We start from the raw sequence: 21120 nt of genomic DNA, 5'->3' as shown, positions 1-21120 counted from the left end.
TGAAACGGATGACCAAGACGCCTCTCGCCTGCTGGGCCGGCATCGGCCTTGTCGCGATGACGCTCGCCGGCTGTGCCGTCGGGCCGGACTATGCGACGCCCGGCCAGTTGCTGCCTGGCCAGTGGGGCAACGCTCCGAAGACGACCAAGCCGCTGGACGCGGCCCGTCTCGGCGGCTGGTGGAAGAAGCTCGGCGATCGCCGGCTGAACGAGATCGTCGAGCGCGCGGTCGCCGGCAATCTCGACGTCGCCTCCGCCAAGGCGCGCATCCGCGAGGCGCGCGCCACGCGCCGTCAGGCGATCGGAGCGCTTCTCCCGCAGATCGACGGCCAGGGCTCGGCGACGCGCTCGCGCTCCTCCGCCGCGACCTCCTCGAGCGGCACCAATATCACCTCGAACCTGTATCAGGCCGGCTTCGATGCGAGTTTCGAGCTCGATCTCTTCGGCGCGAACTACCGCAATGTCGAGGCGACGACCTATGGCGTCGATGCCGCGGACGAGGATCTGCGCGCGACCCTGCTGACGCTGATCGGCGATGTCGCGACGAACTACACCGAAGCCCGCGGCGCGCAGGCCCGCATCGCGCTCGCCCGCCGCACCGCCGCCTCCCAGCGCGAGACCGAGAAGCTGACGCGCAACCGCTTCACGGCGGGCACCGCTTCGGCGCTCGACGTCGAGCGCGCCGCCGCCCAGGCCGCGACCACCGAGGCCGCGATCCCGACGCTCGAGGCCTCCTATGCCCAGAGCCTGCACCAGCTCGGCATCCTGACCGGCGAGGCGCCGACCGCGCTCGCGGGACTCCTTGGTTCGGGCGGTCCGATCCCCGCTGCGCGCGGCACGCCGCCGGCCGGCATCCCCGCGGACGTGCTGGTCAACCGGCCGGACGTGCGCCGCGCCGAACGCCAGCTCGCCCAGGCGACGGCCAAGATCGGCCAGGCAGAGGCGGCACTCTATCCCAGCGTCAGCCTCACCGGAAAGATCAGCACCACCGCGCTGAAGACGGGCGACCTCGCCAAGAACTCCTCGATCGGCTGGTCCTTCGGCCCGACGCTCAGCGTTCCGATCTTCAATGGCGGCGAATTGCGCGCGGCTGTCGAGGTCGCCGAGGCGCAGCGCGACCAGTCCGACGCGGCGCTGCGGCTCGCGGTGCTGACCGCGCTGCAGGATGTCGAGAATTCGCTGGTCAACCTCGCCAAGGAGCGTCAGCGGGCCGGCAAGCTCTCGGCCGCCGCCACCTCCTATCGCGAGGCGGCGAGGCTCTCGCGCACGCTCTACCAGTCCGGCGCGGCGAGCTTCCTCGATGTGCTCGACGCCGAACGCTCGCTCTACAGCGCCGAGGACACGCTGCTGCAGAGCCGCGTCACCGCGACCTCCAACTTCGTCGCGCTCAACAAGGCGCTGGGCGGCGGCTGGGACCGGCCGGTCGAGGTCGAACGCAAGCGCGTCGTCGACACGAACACCGGCCCGCATCTGCGCGCCGCCTACTGAGGCTCAGGCCCTTCGCTGGCGGCGGCCAAATCGCGGATCGCCGCCGTCACCGTTTCGACGAAGCCCAGCGCCAGCGGCGAGCGGAGCCGGCCGACCGGCCAGACCACGCCGAGATCGTAAAGCACTTCGGGACGGAAGGGGCGCGTGACGATGCCGCGACCGCGGTATTCGGCCGCGGTATAGGGATCGACGATCCCCACCCCGGCACCGGAGGCGACCAGCGAGCAGGCGATCATCGACAGCGGCGTCTCGACGCGGATCGCACGCTTCACGCGCGCGGCCGAGAACAGCGCGTCGGTGCGATAACGCCATTGCGTCGAGCCGGCGAGCGAGACGAAGGGCTCGCCCGCGAAATCGGCCGGCTCCAGCACGGGCTTCTCGCACAGCCGGTGGCCCTCCGGCAGCACCGCGACCGCCGGCACCGAAGGCAGCTGCTCGGCCACGATATGCGGGAAGTCGAGCGGATACTGCGCGAAGCCGATGTCGCAGAAGCCGGTCGCGACCCAGTCCACCACCTGGGAGGAGATGCTGCCGTAGATCGCGATCTCGAGACCGGGCTTGTCTTTCATATAGGCGGCGACGAGCCGCGGCAGGAAGCCGACATTGAAGGTCGGCAGCGCCGCGATCCGGAGGCTGCCCGCGAGCCCCTCGCGCAGGTTGCGGGCCGTGTTCTCGATCTGCTCGAGACCGACGAACTGACGCTCGACCTCGCGGTATAACGAAAGCGCCTCATTGGTGGGCACGAGCCGCGTTCCGCGCCGCTCGAACAGCGTCAGGCCCAGGACATACTGCAGATCATGGATCAGGCGCGTCACGGCCGGCTGGCTGATATTCAGGGCGCGGGCGGCATTTGTGACGCCTCCGGCCACGATCACGGTCCGAAAGGCTTCGATCTGGCGCGGGTTCAGCATCGATTGTCCCGAAAAGCCCGATCATAACATTTGGGTATCGAATGAACGAATCATTCGATTTGACCCGTTACAATCTGTCGCAGAACCTTCACCCATCGCTCACAAAAACGAGGAGGGGTTCATGAAAGTCTCTTGGGTTGGACTGCTGCTGACGACGACCGCGCTCGCCGCGTCCGGTGCCGCCATGGCACAGCAGAAGACGATGTATGTCGCCGGCTATGGCGGCTCGTATGAGCAGACCATGCGCAAGGAGGTCATCCCGGTCTTCGAGAAGCAGGCCAACGTCAAGATCGAATACGTCGCCGGCAATTCGACCGACACCCTCGCCAAGCTCCAGGCCCAGAAGGGCAACCAGCAGATCGACGTCGCCATCGTCGATGACGGCCCGGCTTATCAGGCGGTCGCGCTCGGCTTCTGCGGCACGCTGACCGACGGCCCCGTCTACAAGGACGTCGCTCCGGTGATGAAGTTCAAGTCCAACAAGGGCGTCGGCCTCGGCCTGGTCGCCACGGGCCTGTTCTACAACACCAAGGTCTTCGCCGAGAACAAGTGGCCGGCGCCGACCTCCTGGAACGATCTGAAGTCGAAGACCTACGGCAAGAAGATCGTCACCCCGCCGATCAACAACACCTATGGCCTGCATGCCCTGATCGCGATGGCGCAGATCGGCGGCGGCGGCGAGAGCAACATCGAGCCGGGCTTCAAGACCTTCAAGGACGAGATCAACCCCAACATCGTCGCCTATGAGCCTTCGCCGGCGAAGATGACCGAGCTCTTCCAGAACGGCCAGGCGGTGCTCGGCGTCTGGGGCTCGGGCCGCGTCAAGGCCTTCGCCGACACCGGCTTCCCGGTCGAGTTCGTCTATCCGAAGGAGGGCAGCTTCGCGCTTGGCGTCGCGGCCTGTCCGGTCGAGGGCGCCAAGAACCCGGCCGAGGCCAACGCCTTCATCCAGTTCATGCTCTCGCCCGCGATCCAGAAGATCATGGCGGTCGGCGCCGGCTTCGGCCCGGCCAATACGACCGTGACGCTGACCAAGGACGAGCAGAAGGGCCTGCCCTATGGCGACGAGGTGAAGAAGCTCAAGGCGGTCGACTGGGACATCGTCAACGCCAAGCGCGAGGAGTGGACCAAGCGCTGGAACCGCGAGATCGAGCGGTAAGGCGCCAGCCGTCATTCTCGGGCGCCGCGACGTGGCGACCCGAGAAGCTCGTGACGAGCATCTCGTCCCAGACGTCCTGAGATGGTCGGGTCAAGCCCGACCATGACGCCCGATCTTTGAGCTGAAACCTTCGAAAGTCCCATGTCCCATCTCGTCCTCGATGGCCTGACCAAGCGCTTCGGCGGCTTCACCGCCGTCGACGCCATGAACCTCTCCGTCGAGCGTGGCGAGTTCATCTCACTGCTCGGCCCGTCGGGCTGCGGCAAGACGACGACGCTGCAGATGATCGCCGGCTTCGTCGATGTCGACCAGGGCGGCATCCGGCTCGACGGCGCGGATCTGGTCTCGGTCGCTCCCAACAAGCGCGGACTCGGTATCGTCTTCCAGAGCTATGCGCTGTTTCCGCATATGACGGTGGCGGAGAACATCGCCTTCGGGCTCGAGATGCGCGACGTGCCCAAGGCCGACCGCGACCGGCGCACGCAGGAGGCGATGGAACTGGTCGGCCTCAAGGGCTTCGCCGATCGCTATCCGCGCCGCATGTCGGGCGGCCAGCAGCAGCGCGTGGCGCTGGCGCGGGCGCTGGTGATCAAGCCGGCGCTGCTCCTCCTCGACGAGCCGCTCTCCAATCTCGATGCCAAGCTGCGCGAGGAGATGCAAAGCGAGCTGCGCCAGATCCAGCGCTCGATCGGCACCACCACGATCCTGGTCACCCATGACCAGCACGAGGCGATGGCGCTCTCGGACCGCATCGTGCTGATGAACCAGGGTCGCATCGAGCAGATCGGCGCGCCGCACGAAGTCTATGACCGGCCCGCCAGCGCCTTCGTCGCGAGCTTCCTCGGCAAGACCAATGTGCTCGCCGCGACCGGCGACGGGCAGGGCGCCGTCAACGTCGGTGGCCTCGTTCTGCCGCTGCCGGGAGCCGGGAAGGGGCCCCTGCAGCTCGCCGTCCGGCCCGAGCGACTGATGCTCGCCGCGGCCGGCGAGCCCGGACTCGAGGCGCGCATCACCGGCCGGGTCTTCCAGGGCGCGCATTGGCAGTTCAGCGCCCAGAGCGCCGCCGGCGCGCTGATCCTGATGCGCGGCAATGACGGTGCGGCCGTGCCGGGCGAAGGCGAAACCGTGCGGCTTCGGTTCTCGGCCGCCGACGCCGCCATCCTGCCCGCCGGAGCGGCGGCATGAGCGGCGTCGTCACGCAGCGCAGCGCGCCCTTCCTGCTGACCGGCCCGGCGCTGCTGGTCTTTCTCGGACTGGTCATCATCCCGCTGGGCATGACCGTACTGCTCTCCTTCTACGACTGGGGGCAGTACAAGGGCATCGTCCCGGAATTCACGCTGAAGAACTGGATCGAGGTCTTCAGCGACTCCTATTTCCTCGAGATCTTCCTGCGGACCTTCCGCATCGCGGTCCTGGTGACGCTGGCGAGCATCCTCATCGGCGTGCCTGAGGCCTACATCCTCAACCGGATGTCGCCCGCCTGGCGCAGCGCCTTCCTGCTGGTGATCATCGGCCCGCTTTTGGTCTCGGTCGTGTCGCGCACGCTCGGCTGGGCCCTGCTGCTGGGCTCGACCGGCCTCGTCAACCAGGGCCTGATCGCGCTCGGTCTGATCAAGACGCCGCTCGAGTTCATGTTCACCGAGACCGGCGTCGTCATCGCGCTGATCCATGTGCTGATCCCCTTCATGATCCTCGCGGTCTGGGCCTCGCTGCAGCGGCTCGACCCCCAGATCGAGAACGCGGCGCTCTCGCTCGGCGCCGGCCGCTTGACGATCTGGCGCCGGGTCATCCTGCCGCAGATCGTGCCGGGCATCCTCTCGGGCTCGATCATCGTCTTCGCGCTGGCCGCGAGCGCCTTCGCCTCGCCGGCGATCATCGGCGGGCGCCGACTCAAGGTCGCCGCGACGCTGGCCTATGACGAGTTCCTCAACACGCTGAACTGGCCGCTCGGCGCCGCGGTGGCGACGCTGCTGCTGGTCGCGCTGGTGCTGATCACCGTCGGCTCCAACCGCCTCGTCGAGCGCCGCTACGCACAGGTGTTCGAATGAGACGAAACGGCATCCCCGCCCTGATCTTCCATGGGCTCTTCGTCGTCTTCATGCTGGCGCCGCTGCTGATTGTCTGCGTCGTCGCCTTCACGCCCGAGGGCTATCTCTCGCTGCCGACGCGCGGCCCGAGCCTGCGGTGGTTCAGGGCGATCTTCGACTATCCCGAGTTCATTCGGGCCTTCCGCGATTCGCTCTGGCTGGCGGCTTTGTCCTCGACCATCGCGATCGGGCTTGCGGTGCCGGCGGCGCTCGCCATCGCGCGCTACCGCTTCCCCGGACGCGAGGCGATCACGGCGCTGTTCATGTCGCCGCTGATGGTGCCGCATGTCGTGCTCGGCATCGCCTTCCTGCGCTTCTTCACGCAGATCGGCATCTCCGGCACCTTCGTCGGGCTGGTGCTGAGCCACATCATCGTGGTCATCCCCTTCGCGCTGCGGCTCGTGCTGGCGGCCTCCTACGGCATCGACCGGCGCATCGAGCATGCCGCGATCTCGCTCGGCGCCGGCACGGCCACGGTGTTCCGCCGCGTGACGCTGCCGCTGATCCTGCCCGGCGTCGTCTCCGGCTGGTTGCTGGCGGCGATCAACTCCTTCGACGAGGTCACGATGACCGTGTTCATCGCCTCGCCCGCCACCGTGACGCTCCCGGTGCGCATGTTCCTCTACATCCAGGACAACATCGACCCGCTGATCGCGGCGGTTTCCGCCTGCCTGATCGCCATGACCGCGATCCTGCTTTTCGCGCTCGACCGCCTGTTCGGGCTCGACCGCCTCTTCGTCGGATCCGGAAAGGGCTGACAGACGTGACTGCGCAAAACTCCGTATCGGAAGCCGACATCGTCGTCGTCGGCGGCGGCGTCGTCGGCGGCGCGATGGCGCTCGGCCTGGCGCGCGGTGGTGCGCGCGTCACCGTCCTCGACGAGGGGGACGTCGCCTTCCGCGCCTCGCGCGGCAATTTCGCGCTGGTCTGGGTCCAGTCCAAGGGGCTCGGTATGCCCGACTATGCCATGTGGTCGCGCCGTTCGGCCGAGCAATGGCACGAGCTCGCCGCGGTGCTGCACGAGGACACCGGCATCGACGTCGCCCACAGCCAGCCCGGCGGCTTCATGCTCTGCCTGTCCGAGGCCGAGCTCGAGCAGCGCCGCCAGACCATGCAGCGTCTGCACAACCAGATGTCGCTGAGCGACTTCCCCTATGAGATCCTCGACCATGACGAGACCAAGCGCCGCCTGCCCGACATCGGGAAAGATGTGGTCGGCTCGGTCTACAGCCCGCTCGACGGCCATGTGAACTCGCTCAAGCTGTTCCGGGCGCTGCGCGACGCCAGCGCGCGGCGCGGCGTCGACTATCGCCCCAACTGCACGGTCGACAGCATCACCTCGGACGCCGGCGGCTTCCGGCTGAAGGGCGCCTTCGGCGAGATCGCGGCGGGCAAGGTCGTGCTCGCGGCCGGCCTCGGCAATGCGCGGCTCGCGCCCATGGTCGGGCTCGATGCGCCGGTGAAGCCGAGCAAGGGCCAGATCATCGTCACCGAGAAGACTGACCCCTTCCTGCACAACCCGATGGTGACGATCCGCCAGACCGACGAGGGCGGCATCATGATCGGCGACAGCCAGGAGGATCGCGGCTTCGACACCGTGGTCGGCCAGCCCATCCTCTCGGTCATGGCCGAGCGCGCGGTGCGGATGTTCCCGCGGCTGGCCGGCCTCAACGTCGTCCGCTCCTGGTCGGCGCTGCGGGTGATGAGCCCGGACGGCTTCCCGATCTACGACCAGTCGCTCAGCCATCCCGGCGCCTTCGTCGTCACCTGCCATTCCGGCGTGACGCTGGCCGCCAACCATGTCCTGACGCTCGCCCCCGCCATTCTCGCGGGCGGCCTGCCCGACACGCTCGATGCCTTTTCCGCACGGAGGTTCCATGTTCCGGCCCATGCATGAGGGCAAGCCGGCCGATGCGCTCGGCTTCACCTTCGACGGGCGTGCCCTCACGGCGCGCGCCGGCGACACGGTCGCGGCCGCGCTGCTCGCCAATGGCATCCAGGCCTGCCGGCAGACGCCGGTCTCGGGCGCCGCCCGCGGGCCCTATTGCATGATGGGCGTCTGCTTCGACTGCCTCGTCGTCATCGACGGCGTCGGCAACCGCCAGGGCTGCCTCGTGCCGCTGCGCGAGGGCATGCGGATCGAAACCCAGGCCGGGCGCCGCCATCCCGACGGGGCCCGGTCATGATCGCGATCGAGACGATCGGCCAGGTCGCCGAGCATTACGACATCGCCGTGGTCGGCGCCGGCCCGGCCGGGCTCGCCGCGGCGGCGCGCGCGGCCGAACTCGGCCTTTCCGTGCTGCTGGCCGACGAGAACCCGGCGCCCGGCGGCCAGATCTACCGCGCCGTCACCACGACGCCGGTCACGCCGCGCGCCGTCCTGGGCGAGGAATACTGGAAGGGCGGGGCGCTGGTCGACCGGCTCAGGCCGACGAAGACCGCCTATGCGCCCGGCTGCACCATCTGGTCGGTCGCGCCCGACGAGGCCGGCGGCTTCGAGCTCGGGCTCTCGCTCGGAGGTCAGGCCCGGCTGATCGCCGCCGGTCAGGTCATCCTGGCGACGGGCGCGCAGGAACGGCCCTTCCCGATTCCCGGCTGGACCCTGCCGGGCGTGATGACCGCCGGCGCCGCCCAGATCGCGCTCAAGGCCTCGGGCCTTGTGCCGAGCGGACGCACCGTCATCGCCGGCTGCGGGCCCTTGCTCTATCTGCTCGCCGGCCAGCTCGCGGCTGCGGGCGCCAACATCGTCGCGGTGCTGGACACCACGCCGCGCCGCAACTGGCTCGCCGCCGTCGCCGCGCTTCCCGATTTCCTGCGCTCGCCCTATCTCGCCAAAGGGCTGAAGCTCATGGCGGCCGCCCGCGGCAAGCTGCCCTTCAAAGCCGGCGTCACCGCGCTGGCGGCCGCGGGCTCGGACAAGCTCACGGGAGTGGCGGTGACGCGTGGAGGAGCGACCGAGACGATTTCCTGCGACGCGCTGCTGCTGCATCAGGGCGTCATCCCCGGCATCAACCTCGCCAACGCTGCCGGCTGCGCCCAGCACTTCGATATCGTCCAGCATTGCTGGACGCCGACGGTGGACGAGTGGTTCGCCTCCTCGATCCCCGGCATCGCCATCGCCGGCGACGGGGCCGGGATCGGCGGTGCCGAAAGCGCGGCTCTGCGCGGCGAGATCGCGGCGCTCGACGCCGCGCGCCGGCTCGGCCGGCTCTCGGAAGCCGAGCGCAACGAAAAGGCAGCCCCCACGCAGGCCGAACTGGCCCGCAGCCTGCGCGGGCGGCGCTTCCTCGACCTGCTCTATCGCCCGGCCCCGCAATTCCTTGCGCCTCCGGCGGACGAGACCATCGTCTGCCGCTGCGAGGAGGTTACGGCCGGCCAGATCCGCGATACGGCGCGGCGCCTCGGCGTCACCGGCCCCAACCAGATGAAGGCCTTCCTGCGCTGCGGCATGGGCCCCTGCCAGGGTCGCCTCTGCGGCCCGACCGTGGTCGAGCTGATCGCGCAGGAGCGCGGCGCATCGCCGGAAGAGACCGGCTACTACCGGCTGCGCCCGCCAGTGAAGCCGGTGACGCTCGCCGAACTTGCGGCCCTGCCGCCGACGGACGCCGCCATCAAAGCGGTGGTGCGGTGAGCGAAGGGCGCCGCAGCGCCGACGTCATCGTCATCGGCGGCGGCATCCATGGCTGCTCGACGGCGCTGCACTGCGCGATGCGCGGGCTCTCGGTCATCCTGATCGAGAAGGACCATGCCGGCCGCCATGCCTCCGGCGTCAATGCCGGGGGCGTGCGCCAGCTCGCCCGCCATGTCGCGGAGATCCCGCTCTCCAACACCTCGATGGCGCTCTGGCACCGCATCGGCGACCTCGTCGACGATGATTGCGGCTTCACCTCAGACGGGCAGGTGCTGGTCGCGGAGGACGAGGAGGACCTCGGCAATTGCCGCGCCCGCGTCGAGGACCTGACCCTGCGCGGCTTCCACCATGAGGAGCTGATCGACGCGGCCGAACTGCGCCGCCTCGTGCCGGCCGTCTCCGACGCCTGCCCCGGTGGCGTCGTCTCGCGCCGCGACGGCGCGGCGATCCCGCTGCGGGCGACGCAGGCCTTCAAGCGCAAGGCGCAGAGCCTGGGCGCCTACATCCGCGAGAGCGTGCGCGTCACCCGCCTCGTCCGCGACGGTGCCAACTGGCGCGTCGAGACCGACCACGGCGCCTTTCTCGCGCCACGCATCGTCAATGCCGCGGGCGCCTGGGCCGATCGCATCGCGGCCGATCTCGGCGAGCCGGTGCCGCTCGAGGTCATCGCGCCGATGCTGATGATCACCGCCCGGATGCCGGCCTTCATCAAGCCGGTGGTGATCCTGCGCAAGCGCAAGCTCTCCTTCAAGCAGTTCGAGAACGGCACCGTGCTCATCGGCGGCGGCTATCTCGGCCGCGCGATCCGCGACGAGAACCGCACCGTGCTCGACTGGGGCAAGCTCGCCACCAATGCGAAGACGGTCTGGGACCTGTTTCCGATCATGCGCGGGGCGCCGATCCTGCGCGCCTGGGCCGGCATCGAGGCGCGCATGCCCGACGACCTGCCCGTCTTCGGAAAGAGCGCCAAACACGAGGGCGTCTATCACCAGTTCGGCTTCTCGGCCCATGGCTTCCAGCTCGGCCCCGGGGCCGGGGCCGTGATGGCCGAGATCATCGCCACCGGCTCGAGCAATGTGCCCATCGACGGGCTCGGCATCGCGCGGTTTGCGGCGCCCTCATGACATCCACCCGTCATTGCGAGCGCAGCGAAGCAATCCAGATCGTCGAGCGCTGCGGCCCTGGATTGCTTCGCTGCGCTCGCAATGACGACCCCAGGCTTTCACCCCAGGAGAGAAGACCATGACCATCAAGCGCAGCATCAAGACCCCGATCCAGAACCGCGTCGTCGAGGCCGGCAATCTCGTCTTCGTCGGCGGCTGCATCGCCGACGACATCACCCAGTCGATGGGTCCGCAGACTCAGAACATCCTGACCAAGATCGAGGGCTATCTCGGTGAGGTCGGGCTCGACCGCAAGGCGATCGTCGCCGCGACGATCTTCGTCACCGATCTCGCGGCCAAGAAGGAAATGGACCCGGTCTGGACCGGCTTCTTCGGCGACGCCCTGCCGACCCGCGCGACGGTCGGCGTCGCCGATCTCGGCGGCGCGCTGATCGAGATCGTCTGCACCGCCAGCCGCGGCTGAGGCAGCCCCTCACACCGCCACGACATAGCCATCCCGGCGCGGATCAGCCGCGCCGGTCATCACGCCGGTGACGGGGTCGACCGCCACCGCCTGCATGCCGCCGCAGCGCATCGTCCAGCCGGTGTCGAAGGCGGTGATGGCATGGCCGCGCCGGCGCAGCTCGGCCAGGGTTTCGGGCGCGATCCGGTTCTCGGCCTCGATCGCCCGCCCGTCCCAGAGCCGCGCGCGCGGCGCCTCGATCGCGTCCTGCAGCGGCAGGCCGAAATCGAGATGCTGCACCATCGCCTGGGTCTGCGTCTGCATGATGCCATAGCTGCCGGGCGTCCCCAGCGCGAGCACGGGGCGGCCGTCCCGCGTCGACAGGCTAGGCGACATGCACATCGGCAGTTCGTCGCCGGGCTTAGAGCGGTTCGGGCTGCCGGTCTGGACGTCCGACCAGTACAGGAAATTGTTGAGGCAGACGCCCGTGCCGGGGACCACGATCCCGCTGCCGAAGGGGCTGCCGAGGCTGTTGGTGATGCACACCAGATTGCCCTCCGCATCCGACGCCGAGAAGGAGGTCGTATGCGCGGGGTCCTCAGCCAGCTGCGGCGTCCATTGCTCCGTCGGCCCCTCGACCGGCACGCCGTCGGTCAGGCGCCGGCGCAGCGCGGCGAGCGCATCCTCCGCGAAGATCGCGGCCAGCCGCTCAAGCGAGGGATTGTTCGCGGCAATCCGGACGCCCGCTGCCAGCCGGATCGCCCGGAAGACGAGGTCGAGATGCTCCGGCCCGTCCTTGACGAGGCCGCCCAGATCGCAGCCCTCGAGGATCTTCAGGCTGAGCAGGAACTGGAACGCCTCGCAGGGCGGCGGCGGCACATGGACCGTCAGGCCGCGATAAGTGGCCGCGAAGGGCTCGCGCCAGCGCGGCTTGACCGCCGCGAGATCCGTCATCGTCATCAGCCCGCCGAGCGAACGCAGATGGGCCACGATGCGCTGGCCCAGCGCGCCGCGATAGAGATGATCCGGCCCCTCCGCCGCGATGGCGGTGAAGGTCGTCGCGAGATCGGGCTGGCGCAGCACCTGGCCGACGCGCACGGGGCCGCCCTCCGGCAGATAATTCGCCGCGAAACCAGAGTAGAGCTCGGCCCAGGCCTGCAGCAGCGGCGCCTGTTCGTTGAACTCGGCGACACCGAACTCCGACAGGGCGAAGCCGTCCCGGGCGAGCGCGATCGCGGGCGCGAAAACCTCAGCCAGTGTCTTGCGGCCATGGCGCGAGACGAGTTCGCACCAACCGGCGAGGTTGCCCCGCATCGCCACCGCATGGGGGCCGCGCTCGAGATCGCTGCGCTGCGTGAAGCGCTCGGCCGGGAAGCTCCTCTGAATCGGTGGCACGAAGTCGAGCACGCTGACGCGCCCCTCCGCCGCCGACCAGAGCGTCGCCGAGCCCATGCCCGACAGGCTCGACATGAAGGGCTCGACCACGGTCAGCGCCGCCGCGGTGGCGGCAATCGCATCGAACGCGTTGCCGCCCTGGATCAGCAGCCGCGCGCCCGCCTGGGCCGCGAGCGGGTGGGCCGCGGCAACCATGCCGTGGCGGGACTGGATCGTCGGGCGGCGGCCATCCATCGTCGGTCTCCTCGCAGCGGCTCTTGAGTGGCCGGCGCGCGATCAGAGCATGACGGGGGCCGGGCGCGACAGACCCCCGGGCCTGCGCTGCGCGAGCCGGGGCCGGCGCGGTGCGCATGGCGCCGCGGCCGCCCCGCCCCGCGCAGCGTCATGTGCCGCAGAAGGTGCGCAGCACGCGTTCCTCCGGCTTCGGCGGGTTCTCGTAATCCGCATAGCCGGGGTGCTCGACGAAGGGCTCGGCCAGCACCGCGAGCAACTCCTCGAAGGGGCCGAAGTCGTCCCGCTCCTGCGCGGCGGCGATGGCGGCCTCGACGCGGTGGTTGCGCGGGATATAGGCCGGGTTGAAGTGCAGCAGCCCGCCCGGCGCGGTCTCCGCGCTGCGTTCGCGCCAGCGCGCCAGCCAGCCCTCCAGCGCGGGATCGTCCGCGAGCGCGGCCCGCAGCGGCGCCTCGTCGGCGCGGCCGGCCTGGAGCCGGGCGAGGTGGCGGAAGGTCAGGGTGAAGTCCGCCTCGCGCGCGCCGAGCAGGCCGAGGAACTCGGCGCCGAGCACGGTGTCCGCCTCGCTGTCGCCGGGGAGGCCGAGCTTGCGCGCGATGCCCGCGTCGTAGCCGGCCTGGAAGCGCGGGGCGAAGCTGGCGAGCGCATCCTGCGCCTTCTGCACGGCCGCCTCGGTCTCCTCAGCGAAAAGCGGCAGCATCGCCTCGGCGAGGCGCGTCAGGTTCCAAAGCGCGATCGTCGGCTGGTTGCCATAGGCATAGCGCCCGCCGGTGTCGATAGAGCTGAAGACGGTGGCCGGGTCGTAGGCGTCGAGGAAGGCACAGGGGCCGTAGTCGATGGTTTCGCCGGCGATCGAGACGTTGTCGGTGTTCATCACGCCATGGATGAAGCCGACCAGCAGCCATCGCACCATCAGATCTGCCTGCACCGCGATCACCGCCTCGAGCAGGCCGAGATAGCGGTTCTCCGCCTCCGCCGCCTGCGGATGGTGGCGCGCGATGACATGGTCGGCGAGCGCCCGCAGGCCCTCGGTGTCCTGCCGCGCGGCGAAGAACTGGAAGGTGCCGACGCGGATGTGGCTGGCGGCGACGCGCGTCAGCACCGCGCCGGGCAAGATTTCATCGCGCATCACCGGCGCCCCGGTCAGCACGAAGGCGAGCGCCCGCGTCGTCGGAATGCCGAGCGCCGCCATCGCCTCGCTGACGATGTATTCGCGCATCACCGGCCCGACGGCGGCGCGCCCGTCCCCGCCGCGCGAATAGCGCGTGCGGCCGGCGCCCTTGAGCTGGATATCGCGGCGCCGGCCGAAGCGGTCGATCACCTCGCCGAGCAGGATCGCCCGGCCGTCGCCGAGCTGCGGCACGAAGTTCCCGAACTGGTGGCCCGCATAGGCAGTGGCGATCGGCGTCGAGCCCTCGGCCACCGCATTGCCGGCCAGCATGGCGAGGCCCTCCGGCCCCGAGAGCCAGACCGGATCGAGCCCGAGTTCTTCCGCCAGCCCCTGATTCAGCCTCACCAGTCGCGGCTGCGGCACGGGTGTCGGTGGAGTCAGCGCGAAGAAGCGCTCCGGCAGCCTGGCATAGGAATTATCGAAGGCGATGGGCATGGCGTGTCCTGTTTCGGGGCGTCGCGCCCCCTGGTCGAAAAGCCGGATCGGGAGCGAGGGTTCCCGCCATGGCGGCCGTCACACACGCCCGCATCCGAATCGGCTACGTTGCGCATATGGCCACGGATCGACTGAAACGCATGCTGGAACCTGGCTCGCTGGCGGTCGTCGCCCCGCCGGGCGCCGCGACAGGGCCGCTTCTCGAAGCGCTCGCGGCCGAAGGCTATGGCGGCCGCCGCTTCATCATCGGCCGGTCGGTGCCGGGCTTCGAGCTCGTGGTAGCGCTCGATGATCTGCCGGAGCCCGTCGATCTCGTCATCGCCCCCGTCGATAGCGCGGCCGAGACCATCGCCGCGGCGGGTCGGCGCGGCTGCGCCGGTGTGCTGGTGGTGAACGGAGACCGCAGGGACGCGCCCGTCCTGGCGGAGGGGGCGCGCAAGGCGGGCGTGCGGCTGCTGGGCCCCGATTCCATGGGCCTCGTCGCGCCGCGTCTCCACCTCAATGCGAGCTTCGCCCCCTTCGTGCCGGGCGCCGGCAGCCTCGCGCTCGTGGCTCAGTCGAACTCCATCGCCGCGGGCATCCTCGCCTGGGCGGCGCGGCGCGAGGTCGGCTTTTCCGGCGTCGTCACGCTCGGCGCCGCCGCCGATGTCGACCTCGCCGATGCGCTCGACCATTTCGGCCAGGACGGCCGCACCCGTGCGATCCTGCTCGCGCTCGACGAGGTCGAGGATGCGGCGCGCTTCCTCTCCTCGGCACGGGCCGCGGCGCGGCTGAAGCCGGTGCTGGTGCTCAAGGCCTGGCAGCCTTCCATCCGGAACGGAGGGCTGACTCATGCCGGCCTGATCGTGACCTCCGACCGGGCCCATGACGCGGCCTTCCACCGCGCCGGCCTGCTGCGCGTCAACGATCTCGACGAGCTCTTCGCCGCGGCGGAAACGCTGGGCCGCAGCCGCCAGCTCGTCGGCGGGCGGCTGGCGATCGTCAGTAATGGCGCGGGGCTGGCTGCGCTGGCGGCCGGCCGCCTGAGACAGCTGGGGGGGCGCCTCGCCCTGCGCGGCACCGACGCCGCCGAGGCCGGACAAGAGGCTATCGTCGAGGTCGCGACGGCGCAGGACTACGCCAAGACGATCACCGCCCTGCTCGCGGATGGCGGCGTCGACGCGGTTCTGGCTGTCCATGCGCCGCATCGCCTCGCCGCGGCGGAAGCCTGTGCGGAGGCGGTCGTCACTGCTGCGCAGGAGGCCGGACGCGGCAAGCTCGTCCTGGCGGCCTGGATCGGCGGTGATGAGGCGGTGGGCGCGCGCTTCGCCGCAGCCGGGCTGCCCTCCTTTGCCACCGGCGCGGAAGCGGTGGTCGGCTTCCAGCATTTGCTGCGCCATGCCCGCCTGCAGACGGAGCTGATGGCGACGCCGCCGGCCGCGGGCGAGGTGCCGCCGCCCGACCTCGCCCAGGCGCGGGCCATCGTCGCGCGGGCCCTGGCCGAGGAGCGCGACTGGCTCGATGCCGGCGAGGTCTCGGCGCTGCTGGCGATTTATGGCGTTCCGGAGTTGAAGCCCGTGCTGGCGACGGATGTCGAGGCGGCGCTGGTCGTCGCCCGACCCTTCCTGTCATCGGGACGCCCGGTCGCGCTGAAGATCGTCTCGCCCGACATCGTCCACAAATCCGATGTCGGCGGCGTCGCGCTCGATCTGGCGACCGAAGCCGCGATCCGCGAGGCGGCGCAGCGCATGCTGGCGCGGGTGGCGCAGGAGCGGCCGGGCGCGCGCATCACCGGTCTCGCCGTGCAGCCCATGGCGCAGCGCGCCAAGGCGCGCGAGCTCATCGTCGGCTTCGCCACCGATCCCTGCTTCGGCCCGGTCGTCGTCTTCGGCCGCGGCGGGACGGCCGCCGAACTGATCGACGACAGCCACGCCGCCCTGCCGCCGCTCGACCTCGGCCTCGCCGAGCGACTGATCGCCCGGACACGGGTGTCGCGCGTGCTGGCCGCCTATCGCGATGTTCCGGCGGCGAAGCTGGAGGCGGTGGCGGCTGCCATCGTCGCCGTCGGCCAGATGGCGGTCGATCTGCCCGAAATCCGCGAGCTCGACCTCAACCCGCTGCTCGCCGACGAGACCGGCGTCATCGCCGTCGATGCCCGCATCATGCTGGAGCGCAGGCCCGAGCAGCGTCGCCGCCCGGCGATCCGGCCCTATCCCGCTGCCTGGGCCAGGGCGATGGCCTTGCGCGGCGGCCGGACCTTCGATGTGCGGCCGATCCGGCCCGACGACGAGGGCGCCATCGCCGAGATGCTGAAGAAGGTTACGCCGGAGGATTTGCGCCTGCGCTTCTTCGCGCCGGTGAAGGCCTTCAGCCATGCCTTCCTCGCCCATCTGACGCAGCTCGACTACGCCCGCGCTATGGCCTTCGTGGCGCTGGACGAGGCGGGGGAGGTTGCTGGCGTGGTGCGTCTCCATGCCGACATCGCCCATGAGGAGGCCGAGTACGCGATTCTACTGCGCTCCGACATGAAGGGGCTGGGGCTCGGCTGGAGCCTGATGACGCTGATCATCGACTGGGCGCGGGCCGAGGGGCTGAAGGTCATCCGCAGCCAGGTCCTGGCCGAGAACACGCGCATGCTCGCGCTCTGCCGCCAGCTCGGTTTCGACATCGCCAACGACCCGGACGACACGGCGATCCGCGTCGTCACCCTGCCGGTCGAACCGGTCTGAATCCGCCCCTCAGCGCGGTCGCTGCCTGATTTTCGGGCGCGAAGGCAGGGAACGCTCGCGACGGATCGCGGTTCACCCGAAAGGCCCGCCGCCATATCGCGGGCCTGACCGATCCGCGATGGAGGAAGTCCCCATGGAAGACGACAAAGCCCTCGGTGAGATCAGGAAGATCGCCTATCGCCTCTGGATGGAGGATGGCCGCCCGGATGGCGAGGATCGCCGCCACTGGGATCGCGCCAAGGAAATCTGGGCCTTCGAGCATGCCGGTGAGGATCCTGCAGCGATGGAGACGGAGACACAGCCGCAGCGGTCCACGACGCCCTCGCGCCGTCGCGGCTCGCGCGGCCTTCCGGCGCCGGGCCTTGGCGGCTGACGAAGAGGATCACGTTGCCGTGATTCCGGCGCGGTTCGCCCTTCGGTTCGCGCCGACGTTTCGTTCTCCCAAATCAAGCGCCGACACGGAAAATCGGCTGTGTCGGTGCCAGATGCACGAACGATCGCCCCCTCACGCCGCGTGATCGGGGCTGCGGTCGCGGTTGGCTTGCGGCCGCAACTGAGCTTCACTCTCTTCCAATTCAAGTCTGACCGGTGTGCCAAGGGCGCTTCGCCGGTCCAGCGGCGAGGCGCGTGGGCACTCTCGCCGCCCTTCTTGATCCGAACCGGGAGGTCGACGGTGGCGAAGCTCAATGTGAACGGCAAGATCATCGACGTCGAGGCGGCCGGCGACACGCCGCTGCTCTGGGTCATCCGCGAGCAGATCGGGCTCACGGGCACGAAATATGGCTGCGGCGTGGCCCAGTGTGGTGCCTGCACGGTGCATATCGATGGCGTCGCGACACGCTCCTGCGCGCTGCCCCTCGACTCCGTCACCGTCGAGCAGAAGATCGTCACCATCGAGGGCCTCTCCCCCGACGGCACGCATCCGGTGCAGCAGGCCTGGATCAAGCACGACGTCCCGCAATGCGGCTTCTGCCAGAGCGGCATGATCATGGCGACGGCCGCGCTGCTGCAGGCCAACCCCAAGGCGACTGAGGCGGACATCGCCGCGGAGATCACCAATATCTGCCGCTGCGGCACCTATGCGCGGGTCAAGACCGCGATCCTCGACGTCGTCGCGGGTGGAACCCTCGGCCGCGGCTGACCTCGCCTCGCTTCCCTTCCCCGCGGGGTCGAGGCCGGTGCGATCATCGCCCGCCGCCTCCCTCGCGCCAACCTGATCCGGAGGACGACATGACGACCCTCTCTGCCCATCAGCCTTCCAACGGTCCGGCGCTCTCCCGCCGCAGCCTGCTCGCCGGCTCCGCCGCCGCAGCCGGCGCCTTCAGCTTCGGCTTCGCCATTCCTTTCGGCGAGGCCAACGCGCAGGGCGCGGTGCCGGAGATCAACGCCTGGGTCGTCGTCCATCCCGACGACAAGGTGGTGATCCGCATCGCCCGCTCCGAGATGGGGCAGGGCACCCTGACCGGCCTCGCCCAGCTCGTCGCCGAGGAGCTGAACTGCGACTGGGCGAAGGTCACGACCGAATACCCGACGCCCGGCCAGAACGTCGCCCGCAACCGCATCTGGGGCAATTTCTCGACCGGCGGCAGCCGCGGCATCCGCGAGAGCCACGAATATGTCCGCAAGGGCGGCGCTGCGGCCCGCACCATGCTGATCCAGGCGGCCGCCAATGAGTGGAAGGTGCCGGCGTCCGAATGCACCGCCGAGAAGAGCGTCATCACCCACAAGGCCTCCGGGCGCTCGCTGCGTTACGGGCAGGTCGCCGCCGCGGCGGCCAAGCTCGAGGCGCCCAAGGATGTGGTGCTGAAGGATCCCAAGGACTGGATCATCGCCGGCAAGCCGCTGCCGCGGCTGGACACCGTCGACAAGACCAATGGCGCCAAGATCTACGGCATGGACTTCAAGCTGCCGGGGATGCTCAACGCCGCCATCAAGGACTGCCCCGTCTTCGGCGGCAAGGTGAAGAGCTTCGACGCGGCCAAGATCAAGGACATGCCGGGCGTGAAGCATGTCCTGCCCGTCGGCGACAGCGCTGTCGCCGTCGTGGCCGATACCTGGTGGCGTGCAAAGACCGCGCTCGACGCGCTGCCGATCGTCTGGGACGAAGGCCAGCACGCCAATGTCACGAGCGAGAGCCTCGCCGCCTGGCTGAAGGAGGGGCTCGATGCGCCCCAGGCCGTCGTCGGCAACCAGAACGGCGATGTGAAGGCCGCGATCGCCGGTGCCGCGCGCACCATCGAGGCGGTCTATTCCTACCCGTTCCAGAACCACGCCTGTATGGAGACGATGAACGCGACGGCGCTCTACACGCCCGAGAAATGCGAGGTCTGGACGCCGACGCAGAACGGCGAGGCGGCGCTGGCCGCGGCCGCGGAAGCCTCCGGCCTGCCGATCGCGAAATGCGAGGCCTACAAGATCGATCTCGGCGGCGGCTTCGGCCGGCGCGGCGCTGTGCATGACTGGGTCCGCCAGGTCGTCGCCATCGCCAAGCAGATCCCCGGAACCCCGGTGAAGCTGATCTGGTCGCGCGAGGAGGACATGCTGCATGGCCGCTTCCACCCGCTGACCCAGTGCAAGATGACCGGCGCGCTCGACAAGGACGGCAATCTGACTGGCCTGCACATGCGCATCTCCGGCCAGTCCATCGTCGCCGGCATCTTCCCGCAGAACATCCAGAACGGCCGCGACCCGGTCGTCTTCCAGGGGCTCAACGCCTCGGGGCCGGAGGCCTCGATCGGCTACACCATCCCTAACCTCCTGATCGACCACGCCATGCGCAACCCGCATGTGCCGCCGGGCTTCTGGCGTGGCGTCAACCTGAACCAGAATGCGATCTATCTCGAATCCTTCATCGACGAGCTGGCGCATGCGGCGGGCAAGGACCCGCTCGAGTTCCGCCGGGGCCTGATGAAGAACCACCCCAAGCATCTCGCCGTGCTCAATGCCGCGGCCGAGAAGGCGGGCTGGGGCAAGCCGCTGCCGGCCGGCGTCTTCCGCGGCATCTGCCAGACCATGGGCTTCGGCGCCTATGTCGCGGCGGTGGCCGAGGTCTCGGTCAGCGACGACGGCAAGCTGAAGATCCACCGCATCGTCGCGGCGACCGATCCGGGCCATGTCGTCAACCCGGCGCAGGTCGAGCGCCAGATCGAGGGCTCCTTCGTCTACGGGCTTTCGGCCGCGCTCTACGGCGAGATCACCATCAAGGACGGTCGCGTCGAGCAGGAGAACTTCGACACCTATGAGGTGATGCGGCTGGAGGCGATGCCCGCGGTCGAGACCGTGCTGGTGCCGTCGGGCGGCTTCTGGGGCGGCGTTGGCGAGCCGACGATCGCGGTCGCGGCGCCCGCCGTGCTCAACGCGATCTTCGCCGCCACCGGCAAGCGCATCCGCAACCTGCCGCTCAAGAACGCCGACCTGAAGAAGGCGTGAGCAGGGCCGGCATGCGGGCGCGGCTCGGGTTGGGCGCAGCGCTGCTGGCCGTCTCACCCGCCACCGCGCTCGAACCCTTCGCGGTCGTCGGCGACGCCATTCCAGCGCCGCTCGGCGGCCTCTCCGGCGATGTCCGGCGCGGCGAGACTCTGGTGCGGGATCGCGAGCGCGGCAACTGCCTGATCTGCCACCGGGGCGCGGACCCGTCAGAGCCCTTCCAGGGCTCGATCGGCCCGCCGCTCGCCGGCGTCGGCGCTCGTCTCGAGGCCGGCCAGATCCGGCTGCGGCTGGTCGATGCCTCGCTTGTGAACCCGCAGACCGTGATGCCGCCCTATTTCCGGACGGAAAACCTGCAGGATGTCGCCTCGGCCTTCCGGGGCAAGCCGGCCCTCTCGGCCCAGGAGATCGAGGATGTCGTCAGCTATCTCGCCACGCTCCGCGCGCAGTGATGCCGGGATCGACCGGCGCAGCCTGATGGCGGGCACGGCGGCCGGGCTGCTGGCCGCCGGGCTTCCGCTCCCGGCTGTCGCCGACACGCCGCCGGAGCTCGCACAGCTCATTGCCCGCGTAACCGAAGGCGCGGTTCCGGAGCGTGCCCGCATCACCCTCGACATCCCGGCCCTCGCCGAAAACGGCAATGCGGTGGATACCCGCATCCGCGTCGATAGCCCGATGACGCAGGCCAACCATGTCCGCTGGATTCATCTCATCGCCGAGAAGAACCCGTTCCCCGACATGGCGCGCTTCCATCTCGGCCCCCGCGCGGGCCGCGCCGATGTCTCGACGACGCTGCGGATCGCGCAGTCGCAGAAGGTCGCGGCGGTGGCCGCTCTGAGCGACGGCCGCTTCCTCCTCGCGGAGGCGGATATCGTGGTGACGCTGAGCGCCTGCATCGACGGCGGTTGAGGAG

19 protein-coding genes are annotated in these 21120 nt (G+C 69.7%); 16 read left to right on the top strand and 3 right to left on the bottom strand.

From position 1 onward, the window contains the following. The first annotated feature begins 8 nt into the window (after window positions 1–8). A complete protein-coding gene (locus tag AX750_RS21045; RefSeq protein WP_082733188.1) occupies window positions 9–1487 on the top strand; it encodes an efflux transporter outer membrane subunit in 1479 nt (492 codons plus the stop codon). Here the strand turns inward: AX750_RS21045 and AX750_RS21040 are convergent. Next, window positions 1481–2398, bottom strand: a complete 918-nt coding sequence (locus AX750_RS21040; protein WP_066723415.1) for a LysR family transcriptional regulator — start codon at window positions 2396–2398, stop codon at window positions 1481–1483. The genes AX750_RS21045 and AX750_RS21040 overlap by 7 nt on opposite strands. 184 nt (window positions 2399–2582) lie before the next feature. Between AX750_RS21040 and AX750_RS21035 the strand changes: the two genes are divergently transcribed. The 9 genes from AX750_RS21035 (at window position 2583) to AX750_RS20995 (ending at window position 10862) form a co-directional block, all read left to right on the top strand. Then, on the top strand, window positions 2583–3557 hold the full coding sequence (locus tag AX750_RS21035; RefSeq protein WP_245282481.1) for an ABC transporter substrate-binding protein: 975 nt from the start codon (window positions 2583–2585) through the stop codon (window positions 3555–3557). A 141-nt stretch (window positions 3558–3698) separates the two neighbouring features. Then, window positions 3699–4742: an ABC transporter ATP-binding protein gene (locus tag AX750_RS21030; RefSeq protein ID WP_066723409.1), complete on the top strand. Its 1044-nt coding sequence runs from the start codon at window positions 3699–3701 to the stop codon at window positions 4740–4742. Further along, window positions 4739–5605: an ABC transporter permease gene (locus tag AX750_RS21025; protein ID WP_066723406.1), complete on the top strand. Its 867-nt coding sequence runs from the start codon at window positions 4739–4741 to the stop codon at window positions 5603–5605. The genes AX750_RS21030 and AX750_RS21025 overlap by 4 nt, the downstream gene beginning before the upstream one ends. Continuing rightward, a complete protein-coding gene (locus AX750_RS21020) occupies window positions 5602–6402 on the top strand; it encodes an ABC transporter permease (protein WP_066723403.1) in 801 nt (266 codons plus the stop codon). The genes AX750_RS21025 and AX750_RS21020 overlap by 4 nt, the downstream gene beginning before the upstream one ends. 5 nt (window positions 6403–6407) lie before the next feature. After that, entirely contained in the window at window positions 6408–7541 is a 1134-nt protein-coding gene (locus AX750_RS21015; RefSeq protein ID WP_066723396.1) for an FAD-dependent oxidoreductase, read from the top strand. Next, window positions 7522–7830, top strand: coding sequence for a (2Fe-2S)-binding protein (locus AX750_RS21010; RefSeq protein WP_066723393.1), 309 nt, complete (start codon window positions 7522–7524; stop codon window positions 7828–7830). Before AX750_RS21015 ends, AX750_RS21010 begins: the two co-directional genes overlap by 20 nt. Next, window positions 7827–9275, top strand: a complete 1449-nt coding sequence (locus tag AX750_RS21005) for an NAD(P)/FAD-dependent oxidoreductase (protein ID WP_066723390.1) — start codon at window positions 7827–7829, stop codon at window positions 9273–9275. Before AX750_RS21010 ends, AX750_RS21005 begins: the two co-directional genes overlap by 4 nt. Then, complete coding sequence (locus AX750_RS21000; protein WP_066723387.1) at window positions 9272–10399, top strand: FAD-binding oxidoreductase; 1128 nt, start codon at window positions 9272–9274, stop codon at window positions 10397–10399. The genes AX750_RS21005 and AX750_RS21000 overlap by 4 nt, the downstream gene beginning before the upstream one ends. A gap of 118 nt (window positions 10400–10517) precedes the next feature. Beyond that, entirely contained in the window at window positions 10518–10862 is a 345-nt protein-coding gene (locus AX750_RS20995) for a Rid family hydrolase (RefSeq protein WP_066723384.1), read from the top strand. A 9-nt stretch (window positions 10863–10871) separates the two neighbouring features. On the opposite strand, the gene AX750_RS20990 is transcribed toward AX750_RS20995, so the two are convergent. Then, window positions 10872–12470 carry a gamma-glutamyltransferase gene (locus AX750_RS20990; protein WP_066723382.1) on the bottom strand — a complete coding sequence of 533 codons (1599 nt, stop codon included), beginning with the start codon at window positions 12468–12470 and terminating at the stop codon, window positions 10872–10874. Between the two features lie 148 nt (window positions 12471–12618). Continuing rightward, complete coding sequence (locus AX750_RS20985) at window positions 12619–14073, bottom strand: protein adenylyltransferase SelO (RefSeq protein ID WP_066723380.1); 1455 nt, start codon at window positions 14071–14073, stop codon at window positions 12619–12621. Between the two features lie 116 nt (window positions 14074–14189). On the opposite strand from AX750_RS20985, the gene AX750_RS20980 reads away from it, so the two are divergent. The 6 genes from AX750_RS20980 to AX750_RS20955 all read left to right on the top strand — a co-directional run bounded on the left by AX750_RS20980 (window position 14190) and on the right by AX750_RS20955 (window position 21116). Next, a complete protein-coding gene (locus tag AX750_RS20980) occupies window positions 14190–16781 on the top strand; it encodes a GNAT family N-acetyltransferase (RefSeq protein WP_066723466.1) in 2592 nt (863 codons plus the stop codon). Between the two features lie 133 nt (window positions 16782–16914). After that, a complete protein-coding gene (locus AX750_RS20975; protein ID WP_066723375.1) occupies window positions 16915–17154 on the top strand; it encodes a DUF2934 domain-containing protein in 240 nt (79 codons plus the stop codon). Window positions 17155–17454: 300 nt separating this feature from the next. Then, window positions 17455–17922 (top strand): (2Fe-2S)-binding protein, encoded by a 468-nt coding sequence (locus AX750_RS20970; RefSeq protein WP_066723373.1) that lies wholly within the window; start codon window positions 17455–17457, stop codon window positions 17920–17922. A gap of 89 nt (window positions 17923–18011) precedes the next feature. Continuing rightward, window positions 18012–20210: a molybdopterin cofactor-binding domain-containing protein gene (locus AX750_RS20965; protein ID WP_066723371.1), complete on the top strand. Its 2199-nt coding sequence runs from the start codon at window positions 18012–18014 to the stop codon at window positions 20208–20210. Then, window positions 20207–20659: a sulfur oxidation c-type cytochrome SoxX gene (gene soxX / locus AX750_RS20960; protein WP_245282480.1), complete on the top strand. Its 453-nt coding sequence runs from the start codon at window positions 20207–20209 to the stop codon at window positions 20657–20659. Before AX750_RS20965 ends, soxX begins: the two co-directional genes overlap by 4 nt. Beyond that, window positions 20622–21116, top strand: coding sequence for a thiosulfate oxidation carrier protein SoxY (locus AX750_RS20955; protein ID WP_066723360.1), 495 nt, complete (start codon window positions 20622–20624; stop codon window positions 21114–21116). Before soxX ends, AX750_RS20955 begins: the two co-directional genes overlap by 38 nt. Window positions 21117–21120 lie beyond the last annotated feature (4 nt).

It is taken from the genome of Methylobacterium sp. CCH7-A2, assembly GCF_001557075.1.
GTDB classification, from domain to species: Bacteria; Pseudomonadota; Alphaproteobacteria; order Rhizobiales; family Beijerinckiaceae; genus Allobosea; species Allobosea massiliensis.
Note: the sequence above shows the minus strand (reverse complement) of the source record. Positions and strands in the feature narration are given on the sequence as shown.